Raw genomic sequence first — 22185 nt, 5'->3', positions numbered from 1 at the left:
AATGCAGGGACTAGCTGCTCAGGGCAGACTCAGCGTATGGTGCGTGAATTGGAGCCGCTATACCCGATCCGCACCACAAACAAAAAGGGGCACTCGATGCCTGATAACCGCGCTGCCCTGTTCGAGCATCGGCCCGCCGATCTCGAGGTCATCCTGCCTGGCCCTGACCAGAGTTTCCGCTGGTATGAGCACGACTACCCCTACGAGCTCGCCCGCTGGAACCATCATCCCGAGTATGAAATCCACCTGATCCGAGCAGGCAACGGCAAGCTTCTGGCGGGTGACTACATTGGCCCCTTCGGCGCAGGGCATGTGGCCCTGATCGGGCCGGACCTTCCCCATGACTGGATGGGCGACGTTGCGCCCGGTGAACGCATCTGCGGCCGTGACGTGGTCCTGCAGTTCGATGGCGCCGCCCTGCTCAACCTGCGTGGCTCGCTGCCTGAACTTTCAGAGCTGAACGGCCTGTTGGCACAGGCGCGACGCGGCATCGAATTTACCGGCAGCACTGCCTTGCAAGCGGCCGCCTTGCTGGAGGGCATTGGTAAGGCTCAGGGGCTGCAGCGGCTGATTGGGTTCCTGAAGTTGCTGTCCACATTGGCCAGAGCGCCCAAGCGCGACGTACGAGTATTGGCCAGCGCCTTTTACTCGCCGTCACTGGACGCACGCAGTTCGCAGCGTATCAATCAGGCATTCGACTACCTGATCAACGAGCTCACAACCGATCTGCGCCTCTCGACCATCGCCGCGCGCGTCGGCATGAGCGAGGCAGGCTTCTCGCGCTTCTTCAAACGGATCACCGGCCACGGTTTCATCGACCTGATGCGCAAACTCCGGATCCAGCGCGCGTGTCGGCTGCTCGTTCAGACCCAGCTCTCCGTGGCGGAAATCTGCTTTGAAGTAGGCTACGAAAATGTCTCCAACTTCAATCGCCACTTTCGCCACGAAATGGCCCAGAGGCCCAGTGACTATCGGCGCACTCGGCGGCACGCTCTATAGCGCCGCGGGCAAGCTTGCGGTTTGTTCAATGGTCTGTACCCAAGCGAACCCTTCCTCCTGCGTAGGGGGTTCGAGCATCTGGAACACGCTGTGCAAGGCTTCCTCGGGAACGCGCTTGTCAGCAGTGCGTTGGGCATTCCGGGCTCGGGCAAGCTCCAGGGAAGCCTTCACGAAGACGGCGATGACTGGAACCTGATGCGTGCGGGCAATGGCGAGTAGCTTTTCCCGGTGCCGCTGCGCAGGTAGCGCCGCATCGAACACGACTGCCCGCTCACCCAACCGGCCATGATTCTCGGACACCCAGCGAGACTTACCCGCCCCCTGCGCGCCCATCACCAGATAAACATGGGTGCCTTTTTCCGCTTTCGACAGCGCTTCGTTCAAGCGCGCATAGGCGAGCTTCCACGCACAACGATTCCTTTCCGGCGTGAACTGCCTGCCAGACTCGGTTTCCAGGAAATCATCGGGATTGATAACCATTGGAAGACCGGCGCCGCCGCCGTTGGTGTTATGGAATTGCTCCTCGGATCCGAACGCACAGACATGGGCCAGACTCGACAGGGCGAAAGTTCGTGTCATTGAAGATGATGCCTCCCATGAGCGGGACAACGTTGCGTTTTAATGTACAGAAAGCGTATACAAAAAACATGCCGTCCTCACGCCCATCAAATCGGCGAGGCATCGCCTGTCTACTGTCCAATATCCAACACCTGAACCACACTTTGTTTCGCCAAACACACCCAGCCAGGTCAACTTGCTGTGGCGCTAATAGGTCCGCTCGCCAACTACCACTTCAGCTCCCCCTTGGCGACCTTGGCGCTGAGTTCCAGTGACGACTCATCGCCCAACGCCGGATAATGCGCCTTCATCGCCGCGACCAATGCGCTCGAGTTTTTGGCTTTGACTGTTTCGGCATCGAAAGTTTTTATGTAGTCCGCCGTGAAACGTGCCGCGTCGATTGCCTTGCGTTCACCGGGCAGAAAGTGGCCGGGGATGACGGTCACAGGTTGGAGTTTTTCGATATGGGCCAGCGTGGCCAGCCAGTCGGCGTGAGATTTCGCACTTTGTGTGTCGGCCATCCAGACGTGGATGTTGTTGGAAAGCACGACGCCGCCGAGTACCGTTTTGGTTGACGGTATCCAGACGAAGGTACGCTCGGGTTGCTGGCCGTCCAGGCCGATGATCTGCAGCTGTCGACCTTCCAGTTCGAGACGGCTGCCTTCCAGCACCTGCGGCACGATGAGTTTGCCTGGAGCACCGTCCCCCATTTGGGGACCCCAATAGGCCAGCTTGCCGTCCTTGGTTTGCTTGATGTGAGCGACGGTCTGCGCGGTCGCTAGCACTTTTGCCTTGGGAAAGGCTTCGGTGATGGTTTGCAGGCCAAAGTAGTAATCGGGATCGCCGTGACTGATGTAGATGGCAGTCAGTGTTTTCCCGCTCTGGTGGATGCGTTTGACCAGTTCTTCGGCCTGCAGCCGGGCAAATTGTGCGTCGACCAAAACGGCCTCTTTCTCGCCGGTGACAAGGACCGAGGACACCGGGAAAATCGCCTCTGCGCCCGGATTGTAGACCTCTACGCGCAGAGGTTCTGCGGCCAGAGCCGCCCCTGCGACCATCAGCAGGATCAGGCTGGCAAACACACGTCGTGCGATGAAGTGGATCATGGAAATTCCATCTCGAAGGTTGAGGTGGATGGAGGTTAGATGAGATTTATCGCTCGAAAAACAGTAGATTTGCTGCATATTTGTTTCAGGAAATAGACCTAATCATGGATAAGTTGTTGGCGATGCAAGCCTTCGTCACCGTCGTGGACTGCGGCAGTCAGACGGCTGCCGCCGATAAGCTCGGGCTCTCACGGCCGGTGATTTCCAGGTTTCTGGCCGAGCTCGAGGACTGGACAGGCGCCAGGCTCATGCACCGCACAACGCGGCGCCTGACCCTGACCGCTGTAGGCGCGCAAATGCTGCCACTGTGCCGACGAATGCTCGACCTGGCCGAGGACATGCGGGCGATCGCGACTCATCCCGAAGACGAGCCCGAAGGACTGCTGCGCATCACGGCCAGCACCTCGTTCGGACAGGCCCAGCTCACTGGGGCCATCACCGAATTCGTCGCACGCTACCCCAAGGTACGCATCGACATGCAACTGCTCGATCGCACGGTCAATCTGGTCGACGAGCGCGTGGATCTGGCGATTCGCATCACCAACGAGCTCGACCCCAACCTCATCGCTCGGCGCCTGACCACCTGCCGCTCGGTGGTCTGCGCCGCGCCCAGCTACCTGAAAACCCACGTTGAGCCTAAAACGATCGAAGACCTTTCCCTGCATAACTGCCTGACGCATTCCTATCACGGCAGCAGCCTGTGGCATTTCACCCGCAACGGCGAGCCCAGCAGTGTTGCGGTCAGTGGCAATGTCAGCACCAACGACTCCGTCACGACCTTGCAGGCCGCCTTGTGTGGGTCAGGCGTTGCACTGTTGCCGACCTACCTGGCAGCGCCCCTTGTTCGCAAAGGAGAGTTGGTCGCCCTGCTGCCCGACTACCAGCCCATGACGTTGAGCATTCATGCCGTGTATGCGTCTCGCAGGCACGTATCGGCGGTATTGCGCGCGATGCTGGACTTTCTGGTCGTACGGTTTCCGGAAGAGCCTGCGTGGGATAGCGCAGTGGTCGCACGCTAATCGTTAATAGCGACAATATGATCCGCTACATCGCAAAGTGTTGAATCACTGTTGCCCAACAAACAGTACTTCAATATATAGCTAAAACTCAGCTCGCTATTCCACCACGGAAGTTGCAGCAGCATTTATATTTCTATTCAATCTAAGCACGCCTTGTATGGCGGCGGCTTCAACACACTATCGCTGCTCTTTGTGTCGGCGCCCTACGCGTCAATACAGCACTCATCTATCAGTGCTGCAGGACCGACCTACTTCTTATCTGGATCTCGGATACCAACAATGGCCAAACAGCTTCAAATTCTCGACGGCGGTATGGGCCGTGAGTTGTCGCGCAATGGCGCACCGTTTCGGCAGCCGGAATGGTCGGCACTGGCGTTGATCGAGGCACCGGAATATGTGCGACAGGCCCACGACGCTTTCATCGAGGCCGGTGCGCAGATCATCACGACCAACAGCTACGCCGTGGTGCCCTTTCACATCGGCGATGCGCGCTTCGAACGCGACGGTGCGGCCCTGGCGCGCCTGGCGGGTGCCATCGCTCGCGATGCGGCCGATGCCAGCGCGCAGAGCGTTCGGGTTGCGGGTTCGCTGCCTCCCGCGCTGGGCTCGTATCGACCGGATCTGTTCGAACCGGTGCAGGCGGCCAGGATTCTTCAGGTGCTGATCGATGCCTTGAGTGATCAGGTCGATCTGTGGCTGGCCGAGACCCAGAGTTCCATTGCCGAGGTCCGCCTGGTCGCCGATCTGCTCAAGGATGACCCACGTCCACGCTGGTTTTCTTTCACCCTGGATGATGCACTCAATGCTCAAGGCAAGGCTCAACTGCGCTCCGGGGAAAGCATCACTGCAGCCGTAGCGGCTGCGACGCAGCTGAACGCGGCGGCCATTCTGTTCAATTGCAGCCCGCCCGAAGTCATGAGTGCGGCCCTGCTCGAAGCCAGCGCCCAGAACAATTCCGCGCTGGGCATCTATGCCAATGCCTTCGAACCTTCGGATCAGAAACGTGGGGCCAACGTCGGCCTCAGTGCGATGCGGCGGGACACCGAGCCAGGCAACTATCTTCGTTGGGCTCAGGAGTGGGTCGCCCAAGGGGCAAGTATCGTCGGCGGCTGCTGTGGCATCGGCCCGGAACACATTCACGCGCTGTCGACCGCCCTGGCCGACGCTGACCTTGCCCCCGCTGCACAGGATGCCTTGCATGTTTGATCGTCGTTCTTTCATCAAGGGCACCGGCGCGGCGGCCATGACGGCGGCGATGGCGTCTGTCTGGCCTTTGCGAGGCTTCGCACAGGACAGCCTGGAACCGAAAAAAGGCGGGCATCTGGTGGTCGGGTTGGACAACGCCTCCACCACCGACCGCCTCGACCCTGCCTTCTGGTTCGAAAGCTGGATGTACGTCACCGGCAGCCAGCTGTTCAACGCGCTGGTAGAAGTCGATGACACCGGAGCCATCGTTCCTTCACTCGCCGAATCATGGTCCAGCGCCGACGGTGGTCGCAAGTGGGTGTTGAACATCCGTAAAGGCGTGCAATTCCATGACGGCCGGTCGTTGAGCGCAAAGGACGTCGTATGGTCGCTCAATCACCACCGCGACGAGAAATCGTCGTCGCCGGTCAAGGTGTATCTGGAGCCGGTCACGGACCTGCGGGCCAGCGCCGAGCACGAAGTCACCATCACGCTGGCAGATCCGAACGTCGAGTTCATCGCATTGCTTTCGGCGGTCCATTTCGTGATCACTGCCGAAAACGAACCTTTCGAAAAAGCCATCGGTACCGGGGCCTTCATCCTGGAAAACTTCCAGCCAGGCGTGCGCATGCTGGTCAAGCGCAACCCCAATCACTGGAACCCTTCCCGCGGCCACGTCGATTCGGTCGAAACCCTGGCCATGAATGATTCGACCGCAAGGGTGGCGGCGCTGGTCAGCGGTTCGGTGCAGATCATCAATCGAGTCAACCCACGCATTGTCGGCCGCATCGAAAAGATGCCGTCGATCCAGCTGATCCGCGACAAGGACAGCCAGATCTTCACGCTGCCGGGTTTGGCCAATGTCGCGCCGTTCGATTCCCTTGATGGGCGACTGGCGCTCAAGTACGCCGTGGATCGGCAACAACTGATCGACACGGTGCTGGGCGGTTATGGCTCGGTGGGCAACGACAACCCGGTCTTCCCCTCGAACCGGTATTTCGCCAAGGACATTCCGCAGCGTCCCTACGATCCCGATCGCGCCCGCTTTCACTGGCAAAAGGCGGGCTTCGCCGGACCGCTCACGCTGCACGCGGCAGACGCGGGTTTTCCGGGGGCGGTGGATGCCGCTCAGTTGTATCAGCAGTCGGCGCAGAAAGCCGGTATTCCCCTGGCCATCGAACGCGTACCGAACGACGCTTTCTGGACCGATACCTGGCTGAAGAAGCCATTCTGCACCTCCAACTGGGGCGCGCGGCCCACTGCCGATGCCCTGCTGTCCATGGTGTTCACCAGCAATGCGCCGTGGAACGAATCGGCGTGGCGGGTCCCGGCGTTCGATCAACTGGTCAAGGCTGCGCGCGGCGAAACCGATGAAGACAAGCGCCGCCAGATCTACCATGACATCCAGCTGATGCTGGTGGATCAGAGCAGTGAAGTCATCCCGCTGTACGCCGACGCGCTGGCGGCCACGCGCAGCAATGTGAAGGGCTTCAAATCGGTGCCTGGGGTGCCGCTGAGCGGCAACCGCGCCGCCGAAAAAGTCTGGCTGGAAGGATAGCCATCATGCCTGCGACATTGCCGGTTAGCGTAGGCGCAGAAGGGCAAAGCGTGTTGGCGAGCATGATCGTGCGACGGCTGGCGGTCGGCCTGGCGATGCTGCTGGCCACTTCGCTGTTGATCTTCATCGGCCTGAACCTGCTGCCCGGCGATACCGCCACCGCGATCCTCGGTCAATCCGCGACCCCTGCGGCCATTCAGGCGCTGAAGCTGCAACTGGGGCTGGATCAGCCGGCGGGCTGGCGGTATCTGCACTGGCTGGGCGGAATCCTGCAGGGCGATTTCGGCATCAGCCTGACTTCACGGGAAAACATTTCCGTCGCGCTCTCGGAACGGCTGCAGAACACCGTGTTCCTGGCCGGCAGTACGGCGCTGGTGGCGGTGCCCCTGGCGCTGCTCATGGGTCTGGTTTCGGTCCGCTTTCACGGTGGCTGGATCGACGGACTGCTGAACCTGTTCAGTCGTATGACCGTGGCCTTGCCGGAGTTTTTCTCGGGTTATCTGCTGATCTTCGTCTTCTCCATGACCCTTGCCTGGCTGCCCAGCAACAGCAGCGTGCAACTGGGCATGCCGTTGTCGGAGCGGTTGCTGGCGGTCGTGCTTCCCGGTGCCACGCTGGTGCTGGCCGTGCTCGGCCACATGAGCAACATGACCCGCGCAGCATTGCTCAGCGCCCAGCGCAGCAGCTATGTCGACACCGCCGTGCTCAAGGGCCTCTCGCCGATGCGGGTGTTGTGGCGCCATGTGCTACCCAACGCCTGGGGACCAATCATCAATGTCATCGTGCTGAACCTGGCCTATTTGATGGTGGGTGTGGTGATCGTGGAGAACGTTTTCGTGTATCCCGGCCTGGGCCAATACCTGGTCGACAGCATCGCCAAGCGCGACGTGCCTGTCGTACAGGGCTGTGCGTTGGTCCTGGCGGCCATCTACATCCTGCTCAATCTGTTCGCCGATGTGATTGCGCTGTTGACCAATCCCCGTCTACGCCACGGAAACTAGTCCATGCCCGCTCCAAGAATCGTTCACCTGCCCGGCATCGTCGGCTTGATCCTGTTCGTGGTCGTCGCCCTCCTCGCGCCCTGGCTGGCGCCTCACTCCCCCGATCAGGTGATCGGCTCCGCATGGGACCTGCCGTCGGCGCTGGCACCGCTGGGCACCGACAACCTGGGTCGCGACCTGCTGTCACGGTTGATCTGGGGTACGCGCACGTCATTGTCGGTGACCGCCGCAGCGGCGGTGGTGGCCTTCGTGTGTGGCACGACGCTGGGTTTCATCGCCGGCGCTGCAGGGGGCTGGCTCGATCAACTGATCTCACGGGTCAACGATGTACTCATGGCCATACCCACGCTGATTCTGGCGTTGGTCATTCTGGCAACCCTGCCCAAGACCCTGGGCGTGATCATTCTTGTGCTCGGGGTGCTGGAGGCCACCCGTATCCTGCGCGTGGCCCGCGCCGTGGCCGTGGACATCGCCGCCATGGAGTTCATCGATGTGGCGCGCATGCGCGGTGAGCGCCTGGGCTGGATTCTGTTGCGGGAGATCCTGCCCAATGCGTTGCCGATCCTGATTGCCGAGTTCGCCCTGCGGTTCGTGTTCATTCTGCTGTTTCTTTCCGCGCTGTCGTTCCTGGGTCTCGGTATCCAGCCACCCACCGCCGACTGGGGCGGTCTGGCCAGGGACAACAAGGACGGCGTGCTGTTCGGGGTCTGGGCAGCGCTGGTACCCGGCGCGGCGATCGCCGCGTTGGCGCTGTGCATCAATAGCCTGGCCGACTGGCTGCTGGGGACCAACACCCGCCAATGGGGAGCGCGCAACCATGGTTGATCTCACTCCGGTTGCAACGGCGCCGCTGTTGCGTGTCGAGCAGCTGCGAATCGCTGCCAAGGGCGAGCCTGAACGGCTGTTGGTCGACGACGTCTCCTTCAGCCTCGAGGCAGGCGAAGTACTGGGCTTGATTGGCGAATCAGGGGCGGGCAAGTCCACCATCGGGCAGGCCCTGCTCGGTCATCTGCGCGAAGGCATGGCAGTTGCCGGCGGACGCATCCTGTTCGAAGGGCGCGACCTTCTGCACCTGTCGGAACCCGAGCTGCGCCGGATTCGCGGCAAGCGCATTGCCTACGTCGCTCAATCCGCCGGATCGGCGTTCAATCCAGCCCTTACCATCGGAGCCCAGGTGATCGAGGCCGCGCAACTGCACGGGCTGATGGACGCACATACCGCCAAGGCGCGGGCACTGGAGCTGTTTGCCCAGTTCTCGCTGCCGCAGCCTGAGGCGTTCTTTTCACGCTACCCGCATCAGGTCTCGGGCGGGCAACTGCAGCGGGCGATGATCGCCATGGCCCTGTGCAGTTCGCCGCAGTTGATCGTTTTCGACGAACCGACCACGGCACTGGACGTCGTCACCCAACTGGGGATTCTGCAAGCGATCGCTCAGGTGATTCGCCAGGCAGGTGTTGCCGCGATCTATATCAGCCACGATCTGGCGGTGGTCGCACAACTGGCTGATCAGATCATGGTGCTGCGTCATGGGCGATGTGTGGAGCATGGCACCACCGAGCAGATCCTCCAGCGTCCGGCGCAGGGCTACACCCAGGATCTGCTCAGCGCCGGGCGCGCGGGTCGCACCTTGGGTAGCACAGATGCCGCAGCAGCTGAGCTGCTGGTCATCCGCTCGCTGACCGCAAACTATCGGCAGCGACCGGTGCTCAACGACCTCTCATTGAGCCTTTGCCAAGGGCGCACGCTGGCGCTGATCGGTGAATCCGGATCAGGCAAGTCGACCTTGGGCAGAGCCATCTGCGGCCTGCTCGGCGACGTGGGCGGGTCGATGACGCTCAACGGCAAGCCGTTGCCCTCAACCCTGACTCGGCGAACCCGTGAACATCTGCAGCAGATCCAGATGGTCCATCAGATTCCAGACAACGCACTCAACCCCAGACTCTGCATCGGCGATCAACTGGAGCGCCCCGTGCAGACATTCACCAGGCTGAGCCGACCGCTACGGCAACGGCGCGTGGCCGAACTGCTCGAACAGGTCGGCCTGCCTGCGGACACTGCGAAGCGACTTCCGCACACCCTTTCCGGTGGGCAGAAACAACGCGTCTGCATCGCCCGTGCTCTGGCTGCAGAACCCGCTCTGATCATCTGCGATGAACCGACCTCGGCCCTCGACCCGCTGGTTGCCCTGGACGTGTTGGCATTGCTGCGACGGCTGCAAAGTGAAACGGGCGTGTCCTATCTGTTCATCACCCATGACCTGCACGTCGCCAGGGAAATCGCCCACGAGGTCGCCGTGCTGCACGACGGACGCATCGTTCGGCACGGCCGTACGGCCGAGGCGCTCAGCGCACCGCTGGACGACTACACCCGGCGCCTGGTCGAAGCCGTGCCGCAGATGCGGCAGGACTGGCTGATGCAAATGGCCGGGTGACTGTTTATTAATGCCGTTCATAGCCCCTGCACGCGCCGCTCGGGCCGGAACATCAAGCAAAACCCTATAAGCACCACGGCTGCGAACCCGGCCGGAAACAGCCAGATACTCTGCCAGTCATGCCGCATTCCCGATGCGTAGTGGTCGGTCACCTTCCCTGCCACCCAGAACCCGATCAGCATGCCCAGCCCATAGGTGGCCAGCGTGATCAGCCCCTGTGCCGAGCTGCGAAAGCGCTCGGGGGTTTTGGCATCGGTGTAGATCTGCCCGCAGACGAAGAAAAAGTCGTAGCACACGCCATGCAGCGCGATACCGATCAGCAGCAGCGCGACCGCTTCACCGCTGCTGCCGTAGGCGAACAACACGTAGCGCAGCACCCAGGCGAGCATGCCGACCAGCAGCGCGATCTTGATGCCGAAACGGGCGATGAACAACGGCAGCAGCAGCATGAACAGCACTTCGGACACCTGCCCGATCGCCATTTTCGCCGTGGGATTGGCGACACCGATCTCGGCCAGGAACGGGTTGGCGTTCTGATAATAGAACGCCAGCGGTATGCAGATCAGGATCGAGGCTAGGAAGAAAATCAGATAGCTGCGATCCTTCAGCAACCCGAGTGCATCCAGGCCCAATACCTGACGCAGTCCCTGGCGCTCGCCGCTGGCTTGCAGGGGTGCGGTGGCGGGCAGAGTGAAGCTGTAGAGACCGAGCAGTAGGGAGGCGATGGCCGACATCAGGAAGGTGTTGCGCAGTGCTCCGCCCGCGATGCCTGGCGCCGAATCCCATGCGAACACCATGCTGATAACCAGACCGGCCACGATCCAGCCGATCGTGCCCCACACTCGGATGCGGGAAAATTCCCGCGCCGGGTTCTGCATCTGCCGGAAGGCGACCGAGTTCACCAGGGCCAGGGTGGGCATGTAGGCAATCATGTAGGCCAGGACATAGGGATAGAACGTGGCGAAATCCGCTGCTCGATACAGCTGATACAACAGCACCGCGCCCAGCAGGTGAAGCACGGCCAGGATGCGCTCGGCGTTGAACCAGCGGTCGGCGATCAGGCCGATGACGAACGGCGCAATGATCGCTCCCCACGATTGCGTGGAGAACGCAAGGCCGATCTGGCCGCCGCTCGCCCCCAGTCCCGTCGCCAGAAAGGTGCCCAGGGTGACGAACCAGCCACCCCAGATGAAGAACTGCAGGAACATCATCACGCTCAATCGCGCGTTCATGGTTTTCATTGCACTCACCGTTTTATTGTTATGGCAGGTGTCGGTCGAAGGCTCGCAGATTTCAGTCTTCAGGCAGACCCAGTAATCGCCGGTTGGAATGAACATCGGCAGACACCCCGGCGAAATCGTCGAAGGCCCGTTGGGTACGTGTGATCATGTGGCGCTCGATGAACGCAGCGCCCTCACCCGCGCCTTGCGCCGAATCCTTCAGGCAGCATTCCCACTCCAGCACGGCCCAGCCGTTGAAACCGTATTGGGTCAATTTGCTGAAGATCGATTTGAAATCCACCTGACCGTCGCCCAGGGAGCGGAAGCGTCCAGGCCGGTCGATCCAATCCTGATAACCTCCGTAGACACCCGCCCGGGCATCGGGACGAAACTCGGCATCCTTGACATGGAACATGCGGATGCGCGCGTGATAGCGGTCGATGAAACCCAGATAGTCCATCTGCTGCAACAGCAGGTGGCTGGGGTCGTAGAGAATGGCGGCCCGCGGATGGTGTTCGACCGCCTGCAGAAAACGCTCGAACGAAGCGCCATCATGCAGATCTTCGCCGGGGTGGATCTCGTAGCACAGGTCGACGCCAGCGTCTTCGAAGCAGTCGAGGATGGGCAGCCAGCGCCTGGCGAGTTCGGCGAACCCTTGTTCGACCAGACCCTTTGGCCGCTGCGGCCACGGGTAGACATAGGGCCACAGCAGCGCACCGGAAAAGGTCGCGTGGGCTTTCAGCCCCAGCCGCTGGCTGGCGCGGGCGGCAAGCTTGAGCTGGTCGCTGGCCCATTGCGTTCGGGCCTCGGGCCGACCGCGCACGTGGGCAGGCGCAAACTCGTCGAACACCGCATCGAAAGCCGGATGCACCGCCACCAGTTGACCTTGCAGGTGGGTGGACAGCTCACTGATCTGCACGCCGGCGTTTGCGCAAATGGCGTTGAGTTCGTCGCAGTACGTCTGACTGTCCGCGGCTCGTTCCAGATCAATGTAACGAGTGCCCAGCGTGGGCAATTGAATGGCCTTGTACCCCTGGGATGCGGCCCAGCTGGCGATGTTGGGTAGGCTGTCGAAAGGCGCTTGGTCCGACATGAACTGGGCCAGAAATATGCCCGGTCCACGCAGGCCGTGTTCGGTTGCAACGTTCATCATGAAAGGCTCCGTGAGTGCACAGGACAGACCAACTCGGTCCACTTGGCATCGCTGCGGTGGCTGGCGATGGCGGTTTCGATGAAGGCCATTCCACGCAGACCCACCTCCATGCCCGGCACGCCCGGCGCATGGTTGCCGCCGCCACTGGCCTGGATGGCATCGGCGAAATCCACGTAGAGATTGGCCATCGCCTCCAGGTAACCCTCGGGATGACCGGCCGGCAGACGCATCCGTCGTGTGGCCGCAGCGCTGAGCCACGGCTGTCCGAGGCCCGAGCGCAGCACCCGCATGGGCTGATCCAGCGAGCGATGGATCAGGCTGGACGGCTCTTCCTGACGCCATTCCAGTCCGCCCCGCTCGCCGTAGATGCGGATTTTCAGCGGATTTTCCTCGCCGGCGCAGACCTGGCTGGCAATGAGCACGCCGCTCGCACCGCCGTTCATCTTGAACAGCATGCTGGCATCGTCGTCCAGCCGGCGGCCCTCGATGTGGGAGCCGAGCATGGCGTTCAGGGATTGCACCTGCTGATCGGCGATGAACTCGGCAAGACTGAACGCGTGGGTGCCGATGTCGCCGATGCAGCCGCCGATGCCGGACTGTTCCGGGTTGTCACGCCAGTCGGCCTGTTTGTTGCCATCGCGGGCAATATCTTGGCTCAGCCAACCTTGGGGGTATTCGACGATGACTTTTCGCACCTTGCCAATCACACCGTTGCGCACCAACTCACGGGCTTCCCACACCATGGGGTAACCCAGGTAAACGTGGGCCAGACCGTACAGGCGATCGCTGCCGCCAAGCACGCGTTCGAGCGCCTGCAACTCGGCCAGGTTCAAGGCGGCGGGTTTTTCGCTGAACACGTGAAAGCCAGCCTGGATCGCCTGCCGAGCGACCGGGGCATGAAGATGATTCGGCGCGACGTTCACCACCAGCTCCATGCGCTGGTCACTGGGCAGGCGTGATTCGGCCTCGATCATTTGTTGCCAGTCCGCATAAATCCGCGCTGACTCAAGCCCCAAGGCACTGCCCGTCCGCTGGTTATTCGAGGGATCGCGACTGAAGGCGCCGCACACCAGTTCGAAACGCCCGTCCAGCGCCGCGGCCTGACGGTGTGCCTTGGCGATGAAAGACCCTTCTCCACCGCCGACGAACCCCATTCTTGTCTTGTGCATGAAACCCAGCCTCAAAGCAGGTACCTGTCTGACGTACGATACGCAACCAGTCTATGTAACCGGTTACATTCCTCCATCGAATCTAGGCGCCAAACCGTGTTCTGTCAAACGGCCAGCCGCGGAAAATCGGTCCCGGACTCTTCCGCGAACTGAGGTAAGCTTCGCTTTGGTATTCCCGAGAAACGAGGTGGGCTTGTCGAACATTCGTGAAGTGGCGCGCCTGGCCGGGGTTTCGGTGGCGACGGTATCGCGCACCCTGAAGTCCCCGGAGCGAGTGCTGCCCGAGACCCGTGACCGGGTCAACGTCGCCGTGGAACAGGCCGGCTACCGACCCAACCTGATGGCCGTGCAGTTTCGCTCGCGGCGCACGTTCAACCTGGTCGTTCTGGTGCCGAACATTGCCAACGGTTTTTTTGCCCGCGTCATCAGCGGCGCCCAGAAAGCCGCCCAGGCCGCCGGCTATCGCGTGTTGCTGTGCGACACTCTGGGTTGCGAAGCCACCGAGCGGGAATTTGCCGAGCTGGTACACGCCCATCAGGCCGACGGGGTTCTGCAGTTGCGCGCCTACGACCCGTTCGCTTCAACCAGCGGGCTCTCGGACGTGCCTCCCATCGTCAACGCCTGCGAGGTGCTGAAAAGCGGTCGTCATCCAACCGTCAGCCTGGATAACCGAGCGGCGGCCAAAGCCGTCACCCAGCACCTGCTCGACCTGGGCCACCGACGCATCGGCTTGATCAACGGACCGGCCGACAGCCCGCTGACTCACGACCGCCGCGCGGGCTACGAAGCGGCGCTGCGCGAAGCCGACATCGCACCCCACCCGGCAATGATCTGCCCAGGCGATTTCAGTCTGAAAGCCGGCTATGACGGTGCGCTGCAGTTGCTGGCTGGGCCCGAGCGCCCCACCGCACTGTTCTGCGAAAGCGATGAAATGGCCATCGGCGCCTTGAAACGGATCAGGGAAATGGGCTTGCGCGTACCTCAAGACGTTTCACTGGCCGGGTTCGACGACATCGAACTGGCCGCCTACTGCGATCCGCCGCTGACGACCATCGCCCAGCCGGCCGAACAGTTCGGCCAGCAGGCGGTAGAGATGTTGATCAGCCTGATCGAGAAACGCCCGCTGGCGGCACGGCACGTGACCTTGCCCTATCAGCTGACGATCCGGCAGAGCACCGCTCGGGTAGCGGGCTGATGATGCCCGTTATTGATTCGATGCAGGCGCGGACTTTTTCTGCCGTCGACACCGCTCCGAGCAATAACGAACTTCATCCCAGCATCTTTCCCATTTCTTGCGCCAGGTGAAGGGCAGACCGCATGTGGCGCAGTGCTTTACCGGTAGTTCACTCTTCTTCAAACACTGTCTCCATCGACCAGCACCGAAATCCCGATACGAAAATCATCAGAGGCTGTATAAAACCACAGTACCTCGCTAGAATGCGCCATCTGCCCATCACCTGGACAAACGCATGGACCTGCATCTTAGCCAAACGAGCGCGGCCATCGCCATGGTCAACCGGCTCCAGTCCGAGTTGATGGAGCTGGGCGAAGTGTTGCGGGCCTCCAGGGATCAAGCCCATGTCGATGCCATGTTCGGCCTGGATTTCCGGCCCGAGGATGCGGTGCGCAACGAACCGATAGAAGTTCGTACGCTCTACGGCGATGAGGCCGTACACGCGGCGTTCGAAGCACTCACCAGTATCTGGGTCAAAGTTGGCCAGCACCCACGGGAAACGCTGCGTGTACCCGGTGTGATCGCCCTGCCCCGCGCGGCCATCGACAAGATCCTGCAGACGAACGCCACCCGTGGCGAACTGGGCAAGTTGATCGGGGCCATCGAAAAGACCAACGATCGCCGCAATGTCTGGGGCCGCTTCAAGGGTAGCGGGAACGGTATCGTTCCCAAGCAGGCCTTGCGCTTGACCCATGTGCTTACGGATCCCCAAGTCATCAACTTCTACTGGGATGACACCGGCTCTTCCGGCGCACGCAAGATGGCCGGCGACTTGATTGAAGAATGGAAAGAGTTGCTCGATCAATACCGCGACAAACAAGCGACCGTGCACCACTTCTCGGAAGCTGCGGCCGAGAACGCCCTGCTCTACGGCATCGACATGCTGGCCAAGCTCGACCCGAGCGAACAGGTCGCGATTCGTCGATTGGTGCAGCCTCATATTCGCGCGCGGGTTCGCAATGCAGACGCGAAAGTGAAGCCGATCATTGCACCGGTCCCCTTCGTCTACGAACTAGGCCAGCCAGCGCCGAAGGTCAAACCGCTTCAAAGTTACGAGCCGAAGATCCTGGTGAAGAAAAACACCCGCCTGGCATTGCTGGAGGATGATCCGTACGTGGAAGCGATGAACCTGTTCCGCTACAAGGAAGAACATCGTGTGTATGGACCGATGCCCAGGAAGTCGGAAGAGCCTTGAGAAAGGTTTGAAGTGGGAACAGAACTCAAGCGCGCTTTCTGTTATTAACTAGGCTGTGAACGCGGTGTGTGGGTCATCTAAAACGGCCTCAATGTCATGATGTTACTGTTATTGGATCAAGGTAATCATTGCAGCGCGGGATCTCAGCCAAGCGCGATGACGGCCCCTTCTATGCTCACGGCACGCGAAGAGTAGATTGAAGACGCTAGGCTGCCTACCATGATGTTATTACTGCTCACCGATTGACGTGCCATGTGCTGCGCTTGATTCTTAATGGCTAAACTAGCCTGCCCTGCCATCAGGCCCCTCAACTCATGTCCATCGTCCCGCCCGACACTGCCGAACAGACAGCGCTCACCCTTGAGGTGGTGCTGCGCTACCACTTAGCGTGGAAGCGTCGTGATCTTGAGGCGATTCTTGCGATCTACCATCCTCAGGTGCAGTACAACGATTTCTTTCAGAATCGCAGCATGGGCCTGGCCGAGTTGCGCGCTTACGTCTCCAGCACCCTGCCGCGTCATCCCGATGAGTATCTCGAGCACAACGACCGCATCCGAGCGGACGGCTGCACCGCGTTCATTCAGTACCAGACGGCCTTGAAAGGCAGTGGCGAGCGTGTGGTGTTTCGCACCAGCGAAGCGATCACGGTCTGTGATGGCCTGATCCTGCGGATAAATGAATACGCATCGCTGGTCCGCGACGGCGAACCGCAGGCCGGGCGTCAGGCCCCTGCCATCAGCAAGCTGGGGCTCTCGACACGCCAATTGGGGTTCATGGCACGGGACCTGGTCGACTATTTCGCCCGACAGCAGCCCTTTCTGGACCCCGACCTGGACCTTGCGCGAATCGCCAGCGCTACCGGCTACAGCCGCAACCAGTTGTCCTACCTGCTCAATCAAGTACTGGGGCAAAGCTTCTACCGCTACGTCACCCAGGCACGCCTGGCGTACCTGCTTGAACACCTGGCCCGTCATGGTGAAGACGCGCCCATCGACGCCTTGGCGGAGCGTGCCGGGTTCAATTCCACTTCGGCGTTCTACAAGGCTTTCCGCAGCCATACCGGCTGTACGCCCAAGGCCTGGCTCAAAACCCATTGCGTGCGTGCCCGCAGATAACATCTCCCCTGCCCCAGCGCATTAATCTGCATCGGCAATCAACCGACGGAGCATGTGATGGCGGGCTGGGCTGGCGTGAGCTTGTGGATGGAACAGCTGGGTGAGGCACTGACGCCGCGCCCGGCGTTGCGTGAGGATCTGGACGCAGACGTCGTGATCATCGGCGCCGGCTACAGCGGCCTCTGGACGGCCTACTACCTCAAACAACAGGCACCCCACCTGAACGTCGTTATCGTGGAAGCTCAGATTGCCGGCTTTGGCGCCTCTGGACGCAATGGCGGCTGGTTGATGGGCAATCTGCTGGGCGAAGACCGGTTGCTTGGGCCGCTGTCGGCGGCGCAGCGCCAAGCCGGCTATGACCTGCTGCATGGGATTCCCGACGAAGTGGCGCGGGTATGTCGGGTCGAAGGCATTGATTGCGGGCTGCGCAAAGGCGGCGTGCTGTATTGCGCAGCACGATATCCAGAGCAGGAACGGCGTCTGCGCGAACAGCTCGAGGCCGCCCGTGCTCAAGGCTTGGGTGAAGAAGACTACCGCTGGTTGAGCCCACAGGCCTTGCGTGAGCAACTGAACGTGGCCCAGGCCTACGGCGCCCTGTATTCACCGCACTGCGCGACCATCCAACCTGCACGGCTGGTCAGGGGGCTCGCCGAGGCCGTGGAACGTCTGGGTGTACGCATCTTCGAGCAAAGCACAGTGCTCGACTGGAAGCCGGGCCAGGTTCGAACCGAACTCGGTCGGGTGAAGGCCGCTTGGGTCGTGCCGGCAGTCGAAGGTTATGCCAGCGCCCTGCCCCCGCTGAACAAATACCAGGTGGCCGCACAAAGCCTGATCGTCGCGACCGAACCCTTGCCGGCCGATGTCTGGGCCGAAATCGGTCTGAACCGGGGGCAGGCTTTCAGCGAAAACAGCCGCCAGGTCACCTACGGTCAGCGCAGCCGAGATGACCGCCTGGTGTTTGGCGCCCGCGGAGGCTACCGCTTCGGGGGCCGCCTGCGCAGTGATTTCAACCTCACCCAGACGGAACGGGAGTTGCGTCAGCATCTGTTTGGTGAACTGTTTCCAATGCTGCGCAACGTGCGGCTGACACATGCCTGGGGCGGCAACCTGGGCGTCGCCCGGCGTTTTCACCCGCACATGCTCGCCGATCGCAGCCAGCAGGTCGCACTGGCGGGAGGCTATGGCGGCGAAGGCGTGGGTGCCAGCAACCTGGGTGGCCGCACGGTCGCGGCGCTGATTCTGGGTCGGGACAACGAACTGACTCGTCAGCCCTGGGTACTGGATGATCGGCCCCTGACCGCCCTGCCTCGCTGGGAGCCCGAGCCGCTGCGCTGGCTGGGTTACAACGCCATTATCCAGAGCTTCGTTCACGAGGATCAGGTATTGGCCAATCTCCATGCACCTCGGTGGCGGCGCCAGATGGCTGAAGGCCTGGCCGGTTGCATGGAACGTCTGATGAAGTCCAAGGAGCCGTTTGCATGAAGATCGATCACTTTCGCGACACTGCCCGCTTGTCCTTGGGCGAGCCGGGTGCTGTGGCCGTACCACTGGGCGAGCCATGTTCACAGGTTGCCACGACGAACGTGGAGCGTGATGACGGTGTCGAGGCCGGCGTCTGGGAGTGCACGCCCGGTCGCTGGCGGCGCCAGATCGCGCAGCGGGAGTTCTGCCATTTCATCCAGGGGCGCTGCACCTTCACTGCCGATGGCGGTGAGTCTCTTCATATCCAGGCCGGCGACGCGTTGATGTTCCCCGCGAACACGACGGGCATCTGGGACGTACAAGAAACCGTCCGCAAAAGTTATGTGCTGATTTTCTGAACTGCCTTCATCCATAACGCCTAGAACAAAGGTTGAGGTCTTGTATGTTGAAGTCGATCGTTCCATTAGTGTTGATCGCGTCTACCGCTCAGGCAGCCGATACCGTCAGGATCTACAACTGGAGCAGTTACATCGCCCCGGACACCCTGAAGAACTTCACGGCTCAGACCGGACACCCGACGCAGTATGATCTGTACGACAGCAACGAGGTGCTCGATGCCAAGTTGATGGCCGGCCATTCCGGCTACGATGTGGTATTTCCTTCCAACCACTTCATGGCCCGGCAGATCACCGCCGGCGCGCTGAAACCCCTGGACCGAAGCAAGCTCCCTAACTGGCAGAACCTCAACCCGACCCTGATGAAGGTGCTCGAGGCCAACGACCCTGGCAACCGCTACGGTTTTCCCTACCTGTGGGGCAGCACCGGCATCGGCTACAACGTGGCCAAAGTCAAGGCGGTCCTGGGCGACGTGCCGATCGATTCGTGGGATATCGTGTTCAAGCCCGAGAACATGAAGAAACTCGCCCAATGCGGCGTGGCCATGCTCGACAATGGTCCCGAGATCCTGCCTATTGCCCTGAACTACCTTGGCCTGCCGCATCACAGCAAAAACAAGGCCGACTACGAGAAAGCGCAGGCCTTACTGCTCAAGGTGCGTCCGTATGTGAGTTACTTCCATAACTCCAAATACACCAGCGATCTTGCGACCGGCGACGTGTGCCTGGTGGTCGGCTTCTCCGGCGACGTGATGCAAGCCGCCGCCCGAGCTAGCGAAGCCGGGAATGGCCAGCAGATTGCCTACGCCATTCCCAAGGAAGGCTCACCGATGTGGTTCGACATGGTCGCCATGCCCGCCGATGCGCCTGACGAGGCCGCCGGCTATGCGTTTCTGAACTACCTGCTCGAACCCAAAGTGATGGCCGGTATCAGCAACCACGTGCACTACGCCAATGGCAATACCGCTGCCGAGGCCCTGACCGACAAGGCTATCCTCGACGATCCGATGGTGTACCCGCCTGAGAGCGTGATGAAGAAGCTCTTCGTGTTGGAGGCAATGCCTCTGGAAAACGACCGTCTGCGCACACGGGTGTGGAGCCGGGTCAAGAACGGACAGTGAAGTCATCCGCCGATGAGACTGGAGTCATCGGCGGTGTTCCTCGGCGCAGGTGGCGTTCGGCTCTGATGTTTTGCAGCAATGACGGGAACATTTTACCGGCTTCGGTTTCTCGCAAACCGATTCAGGTCGTCGGCAACAGGCACCAGAACCAGCAACATCAGCGTCAACGCCAGCGGAATCGTTGCAACATAGCCAATAGTCTTGAACCCCAGTGCCCCGATCAGCCCCCCCAGAAAGAAAAAACCCAGGAGCGAAGTCAAAGTCATCAGGCGCGGCAGGTTTGCCGATACCTTCAACGGATTGATTGGACTGGAGCCGTTCCAATACAGCAACTTCCCTATCTCGATACCGATATCGGTCACGATGCCCGTGATATGAGTCGTGCGTATCTCCGCTCCAGAGAGTTTGGTGATGAGCGCGTTTTGCAGCCCCATGATGAAACACAGCAGCATCACCGTCAGGGAAACGAACAGGCCGTCGACCCCCGCGAGCCGAGCACCCAGCAGACCAAAGCACAGCAACAATCCGGCCTCTACCAGAAGGGGCAACGCGTATTCGCTGTGCAGGTCATGACGACGAGCGAAGTTCACCATGATGGCTGAGCATGCCGCCCCAACGAGAAACGAAAACAATGCTCCGATTCCTGCCAGGGCCACCTCGTAAGCACCCAGAGCGAGATGATCGGCCATCGCCGACACGATACCGGTCATATGCGACGTGTATTGCTGCACGGCCAGAAATCCACCTGCGTTGATGGCTCCGGCAACGAACGCGAGGATACATCCCAATTGCGTGTTGCCAGCCTTGCTGCGGTCTCTGCCGGTCAGCTTTCTTGAATAGTGAATCGGCATGCTGTCCTTTCTCGATGTGATGAGCCGTTCAATACGCCAAAGTCCTGTAACATGCCCTTCTTTTTTTCAAGTGGCAGCCTTCTGGTGTCCGTAACTCCTCTCACCGCACGCGAAACCTGCCAGTTGCTTCGAGACATCGCCTTGGGGACTCGCACGTTATACCGTCTGGGCGACGCGTGCTGGGCCAACACCCTCGACTCAACGCTGACGGTCGGCGCCGATGGGTGGCTCATTACCTTCCATCAGCATGACGACGCTCGCTTCCACTGCGAGCGTTGCCAGAGTCCTGAAGGCCGACTGTATGCCTTCGACTCGGCCCAGCGGTACGGCACCGATCCTATCGAACTCTTGAGCACCTGGGAGCATGCTCGGCTGGCGCAATTGCTGGCTGAAGTCTGAGCCGAGCCTTCGACAGCCGGTCTTCAGACCCCATAGCCGCAGCCGATACCCTTTCATCAAGCTACCCTGCCCCGCTGGTAACACCCCACCATGCCTCCGAATGCCGATCACGTAGATTTTCTGTCCCTCCTGAACGCCATTCAGGAGTTCATCGTCGTCAAGGACGGCGCCGGACGATGGCTGTTCTGCAACAAGACGGCCCTTGCCGCCTACGAAATGAGCAGCTTCGACTACGTCGGCATAACCGATGCCGAACTGCTCACCTTGCAGCCGAAGTTTGCCGAGGGTTTCGCGCGCAACATCGAGACAGACGAGTTGGCCTGGCGCAACCGCCGCGCAACGATCGTCGAAAAATCCTTCATGGGTCAGGATAACCGCATCAATACCTGGGAGGTCATCAAGACGCCCTCCTTCAATGCCGACGGCACGCGCTACCGGCTGCTGATCGTCAGCCGCAACATCACCGAACGCAAGCTTGCCGAGAAGGCCCTCCAAGCCAGCGAAGAACGCTTCAAGAACCTCGCCCACCTGGATGCCTTGACCGGTATATCCAACCGCAGGGGGATTCTCGATCTGATCGCCCATGCATTGGCTCAAACCACGACGCCTGCCAGCACCCCACTGCCTTCGGCACTCATCTACATGGACCTGGATCGCTTCAAGCTGATCAACGACCAGCGGGGTCACGAACTCGGCGACGAATTGCTGATCGCTTTCGCCCGACGCACCCGCCTCTGCCTGCGCGAAAGCGATCTGTTCGGTCGCATCGGTGGCGACGAGTTCGTTGCGTTTCTACCGCACACCGATCAGGCACAGGCGCTTCAGGTTGCCAGCCGCCTGTGCGAATCCCTGAGCCACCGGTGGAACGTGAAGGGCCAGGAAATCCACACCACCTCATCGATAGGCATCGCGTTCTACCCCGAAGCGGGCGAGGACGTGCACACGCTGCTGCGCCATGCGGATGAGGCGCTGTACCAGGCCAAGCGCGCGGGCAGATCGCAGATCAAGGTGTATTCGGCGCAGTGATCACGAAGACGAACAGAGGGGTCGGACA

22 protein-coding genes are annotated in these 22185 nt (G+C 61.0%); 15 read left to right on the top strand and 7 right to left on the bottom strand.

Features of this window, described 5'->3' with window-relative positions:
• Nucleotides 1-96: 96 nt before the first annotated feature.
• Entirely contained in the window at nucleotides 97-999 is a 903-nt protein-coding gene (locus tag ASF66_RS02800; RefSeq protein WP_056842630.1) for a helix-turn-helix domain-containing protein, read from the top strand.
• Here ASF66_RS02800 and ASF66_RS02795 read toward each other — a convergent pair.
• Both ASF66_RS02795 and ASF66_RS02790 read right to left on the bottom strand, forming a co-directional pair.
• Complete coding sequence (locus ASF66_RS02795; protein WP_082484400.1) at nucleotides 994-1578, bottom strand: AAA family ATPase; 585 nt, start codon at nucleotides 1576-1578, stop codon at nucleotides 994-996. The two genes, ASF66_RS02800 and ASF66_RS02795, sit on opposite strands and share 6 nt — an antisense overlap.
• A 206-nt stretch (nucleotides 1579-1784) precedes the next feature.
• Nucleotides 1785-2663, bottom strand: coding sequence for an MBL fold metallo-hydrolase (locus tag ASF66_RS02790; RefSeq protein ID WP_056842629.1), 879 nt, complete (start codon nucleotides 2661-2663; stop codon nucleotides 1785-1787).
• 104 nt (nucleotides 2664-2767) lie between these two features.
• On the opposite strand from ASF66_RS02790, the gene ASF66_RS02785 reads away from it, so the two are divergent.
• The 6 genes from ASF66_RS02785 (at nucleotide 2768) to ASF66_RS02760 (ending at nucleotide 9857) form a co-directional block, all read left to right on the top strand.
• Nucleotides 2768-3682, top strand: a complete 915-nt coding sequence (locus tag ASF66_RS02785; RefSeq protein ID WP_056842628.1) for a LysR family transcriptional regulator — start codon at nucleotides 2768-2770, stop codon at nucleotides 3680-3682.
• Nucleotides 3683-3961: 279 nt separating this feature from the next.
• The gene (locus ASF66_RS02780; protein ID WP_056842627.1) at nucleotides 3962-4888 is read left to right on the top strand and encodes a homocysteine S-methyltransferase family protein; all 927 of its coding nucleotides are present in this window, start codon (nucleotides 3962-3964) and stop codon (nucleotides 4886-4888) included.
• Nucleotides 4881-6425 carry an ABC transporter substrate-binding protein gene (locus ASF66_RS02775; RefSeq protein WP_056842626.1) on the top strand — a complete coding sequence of 515 codons (1545 nt, stop codon included), beginning with the start codon at nucleotides 4881-4883 and terminating at the stop codon, nucleotides 6423-6425. Before ASF66_RS02780 ends, ASF66_RS02775 begins: the two co-directional genes overlap by 8 nt.
• Before the next feature lie 5 nt (nucleotides 6426-6430).
• Complete coding sequence (locus tag ASF66_RS02770; protein WP_056842625.1) at nucleotides 6431-7426, top strand: ABC transporter permease; 996 nt, start codon at nucleotides 6431-6433, stop codon at nucleotides 7424-7426.
• Nucleotides 7427-7429: 3 nt separating this feature from the next.
• Nucleotides 7430-8251 (top strand): ABC transporter permease, encoded by an 822-nt coding sequence (locus ASF66_RS02765; RefSeq protein WP_056842624.1) that lies wholly within the window; start codon nucleotides 7430-7432, stop codon nucleotides 8249-8251.
• Nucleotides 8244-9857, top strand: coding sequence for an ABC transporter ATP-binding protein (locus tag ASF66_RS02760; RefSeq protein ID WP_056842623.1), 1614 nt, complete (start codon nucleotides 8244-8246; stop codon nucleotides 9855-9857). The genes ASF66_RS02765 and ASF66_RS02760 overlap by 8 nt, the downstream gene beginning before the upstream one ends.
• A 17-nt stretch (nucleotides 9858-9874) precedes the next feature.
• On the opposite strand, the gene ASF66_RS02755 is transcribed toward ASF66_RS02760, so the two are convergent.
• From ASF66_RS02755 to ASF66_RS02745, 3 genes are read right to left on the bottom strand one after another with little or no spacing between them, the layout of a single operon-like run.
• Nucleotides 9875-11098, bottom strand: coding sequence for a nucleoside permease (locus ASF66_RS02755; RefSeq protein WP_056842622.1), 1224 nt, complete (start codon nucleotides 11096-11098; stop codon nucleotides 9875-9877).
• A 52-nt stretch (nucleotides 11099-11150) separates the two neighbouring features.
• Nucleotides 11151-12230, bottom strand: coding sequence for a sugar phosphate isomerase/epimerase family protein (locus tag ASF66_RS02750; protein ID WP_156463115.1), 1080 nt, complete (start codon nucleotides 12228-12230; stop codon nucleotides 11151-11153).
• A complete protein-coding gene (locus ASF66_RS02745; RefSeq protein ID WP_056843405.1) occupies nucleotides 12227-13399 on the bottom strand; it encodes a Gfo/Idh/MocA family protein in 1173 nt (390 codons plus the stop codon). The genes ASF66_RS02750 and ASF66_RS02745 overlap by 4 nt, the downstream gene beginning before the upstream one ends.
• A gap of 193 nt (nucleotides 13400-13592) precedes the next feature.
• Between ASF66_RS02745 and ASF66_RS02740 the strand changes: the two genes are divergently transcribed.
• Entirely contained in the window at nucleotides 13593-14594 is a 1002-nt protein-coding gene (locus tag ASF66_RS02740; protein ID WP_049859711.1) for a LacI family DNA-binding transcriptional regulator, read from the top strand.
• 9 nt (nucleotides 14595-14603) lie between these two features.
• On the opposite strand, the gene ASF66_RS21865 is transcribed toward ASF66_RS02740, so the two are convergent.
• Nucleotides 14604-14756: a DUF2256 domain-containing protein gene (locus ASF66_RS21865; RefSeq protein WP_082484398.1), complete on the bottom strand. Its 153-nt coding sequence runs from the start codon at nucleotides 14754-14756 to the stop codon at nucleotides 14604-14606.
• Nucleotides 14757-14868: 112 nt separating this feature from the next.
• Between ASF66_RS21865 and ASF66_RS02735 the strand changes: the two genes are divergently transcribed.
• The 5 genes from ASF66_RS02735 to ASF66_RS02715 all read left to right on the top strand — a co-directional run bounded on the left by ASF66_RS02735 (nucleotide 14869) and on the right by ASF66_RS02715 (nucleotide 19881).
• The gene (locus ASF66_RS02735; protein ID WP_056842621.1) at nucleotides 14869-15828 is read left to right on the top strand and encodes a DNA replication terminus site-binding protein; all 960 of its coding nucleotides are present in this window, start codon (nucleotides 14869-14871) and stop codon (nucleotides 15826-15828) included.
• A 314-nt stretch (nucleotides 15829-16142) separates the two neighbouring features.
• Nucleotides 16143-16943 carry an AraC family transcriptional regulator gene (locus ASF66_RS02730; RefSeq protein ID WP_049859713.1) on the top strand — a complete coding sequence of 267 codons (801 nt, stop codon included), beginning with the start codon at nucleotides 16143-16145 and terminating at the stop codon, nucleotides 16941-16943.
• A 57-nt stretch (nucleotides 16944-17000) separates the two neighbouring features.
• Nucleotides 17001-18425 carry an NAD(P)/FAD-dependent oxidoreductase gene (locus tag ASF66_RS02725; protein ID WP_056842620.1) on the top strand — a complete coding sequence of 475 codons (1425 nt, stop codon included), beginning with the start codon at nucleotides 17001-17003 and terminating at the stop codon, nucleotides 18423-18425.
• Nucleotides 18422-18763: a cupin domain-containing protein gene (locus tag ASF66_RS02720; protein WP_056842619.1), complete on the top strand. Its 342-nt coding sequence runs from the start codon at nucleotides 18422-18424 to the stop codon at nucleotides 18761-18763. The genes ASF66_RS02725 and ASF66_RS02720 overlap by 4 nt, the downstream gene beginning before the upstream one ends.
• Nucleotides 18764-18807: 44 nt before the next feature.
• Complete coding sequence (locus ASF66_RS02715; RefSeq protein WP_056842618.1) at nucleotides 18808-19881, top strand: polyamine ABC transporter substrate-binding protein; 1074 nt, start codon at nucleotides 18808-18810, stop codon at nucleotides 19879-19881.
• A 92-nt stretch (nucleotides 19882-19973) separates the two neighbouring features.
• On the opposite strand, the gene ASF66_RS02710 is transcribed toward ASF66_RS02715, so the two are convergent.
• A complete protein-coding gene (locus ASF66_RS02710; RefSeq protein WP_056842617.1) occupies nucleotides 19974-20732 on the bottom strand; it encodes a YoaK family protein in 759 nt (252 codons plus the stop codon).
• Between the two features lie 84 nt (nucleotides 20733-20816).
• Between ASF66_RS02710 and ASF66_RS02705 the strand changes: the two genes are divergently transcribed.
• Together ASF66_RS02705 and ASF66_RS02700 are read left to right on the top strand one after the other, a co-directional pair.
• Entirely contained in the window at nucleotides 20817-21131 is a 315-nt protein-coding gene (locus ASF66_RS02705) for a DUF7693 family protein (protein WP_177331281.1), read from the top strand.
• A 90-nt stretch (nucleotides 21132-21221) separates the two neighbouring features.
• Complete coding sequence (locus ASF66_RS02700; protein ID WP_056842615.1) at nucleotides 21222-22157, top strand: sensor domain-containing diguanylate cyclase; 936 nt, start codon at nucleotides 21222-21224, stop codon at nucleotides 22155-22157.
• Nucleotides 22158-22185: the final 28 nt, after the last annotated feature.

This window comes from Pseudomonas sp. Leaf129 (genome assembly GCF_001423465.1).
Classification (GTDB): Bacteria; Pseudomonadota; Gammaproteobacteria; order Pseudomonadales; family Pseudomonadaceae; genus Aquipseudomonas; species Aquipseudomonas coleopterorum.
This window is presented reverse-complemented; position numbering and strand designations above follow the sequence as displayed.

Coding starts and splice junctions, on each gene's coding strand:
- ASF66_RS02800 (WP_056842630.1), top strand. CDS start 97: ATGCCTGATAACCGCGCTGCCCTGTTCGAGCATCGGCCCGCCGATCTC.
- ASF66_RS02795 (WP_082484400.1), bottom strand. CDS start 1,578: ATGACACGAACTTTCGCCCTGTCGAGTCTGGCCCATGTCTGTGCGTTC.
- ASF66_RS02790 (WP_056842629.1), bottom strand. CDS start 2,663: ATGATCCACTTCATCGCACGACGTGTGTTTGCCAGCCTGATCCTGCTG.
- ASF66_RS02785 (WP_056842628.1), top strand. CDS start 2,768: ATGGATAAGTTGTTGGCGATGCAAGCCTTCGTCACCGTCGTGGACTGC.
- ASF66_RS02780 (WP_056842627.1), top strand. CDS start 3,962: ATGGCCAAACAGCTTCAAATTCTCGACGGCGGTATGGGCCGTGAGTTG.
- ASF66_RS02775 (WP_056842626.1), top strand. CDS start 4,881: ATGTTTGATCGTCGTTCTTTCATCAAGGGCACCGGCGCGGCGGCCATG.
- ASF66_RS02770 (WP_056842625.1), top strand. CDS start 6,431: ATGCCTGCGACATTGCCGGTTAGCGTAGGCGCAGAAGGGCAAAGCGTG.
- ASF66_RS02765 (WP_056842624.1), top strand. CDS start 7,430: ATGCCCGCTCCAAGAATCGTTCACCTGCCCGGCATCGTCGGCTTGATC.
- ASF66_RS02760 (WP_056842623.1), top strand. CDS start 8,244: ATGGTTGATCTCACTCCGGTTGCAACGGCGCCGCTGTTGCGTGTCGAG.
- ASF66_RS02755 (WP_056842622.1), bottom strand. CDS start 11,098: ATGAAAACCATGAACGCGCGATTGAGCGTGATGATGTTCCTGCAGTTC.
- ASF66_RS02750 (WP_156463115.1), bottom strand. CDS start 12,230: ATGATGAACGTTGCAACCGAACACGGCCTGCGTGGACCGGGCATATTT.
- ASF66_RS02745 (WP_056843405.1), bottom strand. CDS start 13,399: ATGCACAAGACAAGAATGGGGTTCGTCGGCGGTGGAGAAGGGTCTTTC.
- ASF66_RS02735 (WP_056842621.1), top strand. CDS start 14,869: ATGGACCTGCATCTTAGCCAAACGAGCGCGGCCATCGCCATGGTCAAC.
- ASF66_RS02730 (WP_049859713.1), top strand. CDS start 16,143: ATGTCCATCGTCCCGCCCGACACTGCCGAACAGACAGCGCTCACCCTT.
- ASF66_RS02725 (WP_056842620.1), top strand. CDS start 17,001: ATGGCGGGCTGGGCTGGCGTGAGCTTGTGGATGGAACAGCTGGGTGAG.
- ASF66_RS02720 (WP_056842619.1), top strand. CDS start 18,422: ATGAAGATCGATCACTTTCGCGACACTGCCCGCTTGTCCTTGGGCGAG.
- ASF66_RS02715 (WP_056842618.1), top strand. CDS start 18,808: ATGTTGAAGTCGATCGTTCCATTAGTGTTGATCGCGTCTACCGCTCAG.
- ASF66_RS02710 (WP_056842617.1), bottom strand. CDS start 20,732: ATGCCGATTCACTATTCAAGAAAGCTGACCGGCAGAGACCGCAGCAAG.
- ASF66_RS02700 (WP_056842615.1), top strand. CDS start 21,222: ATGCCTCCGAATGCCGATCACGTAGATTTTCTGTCCCTCCTGAACGCC.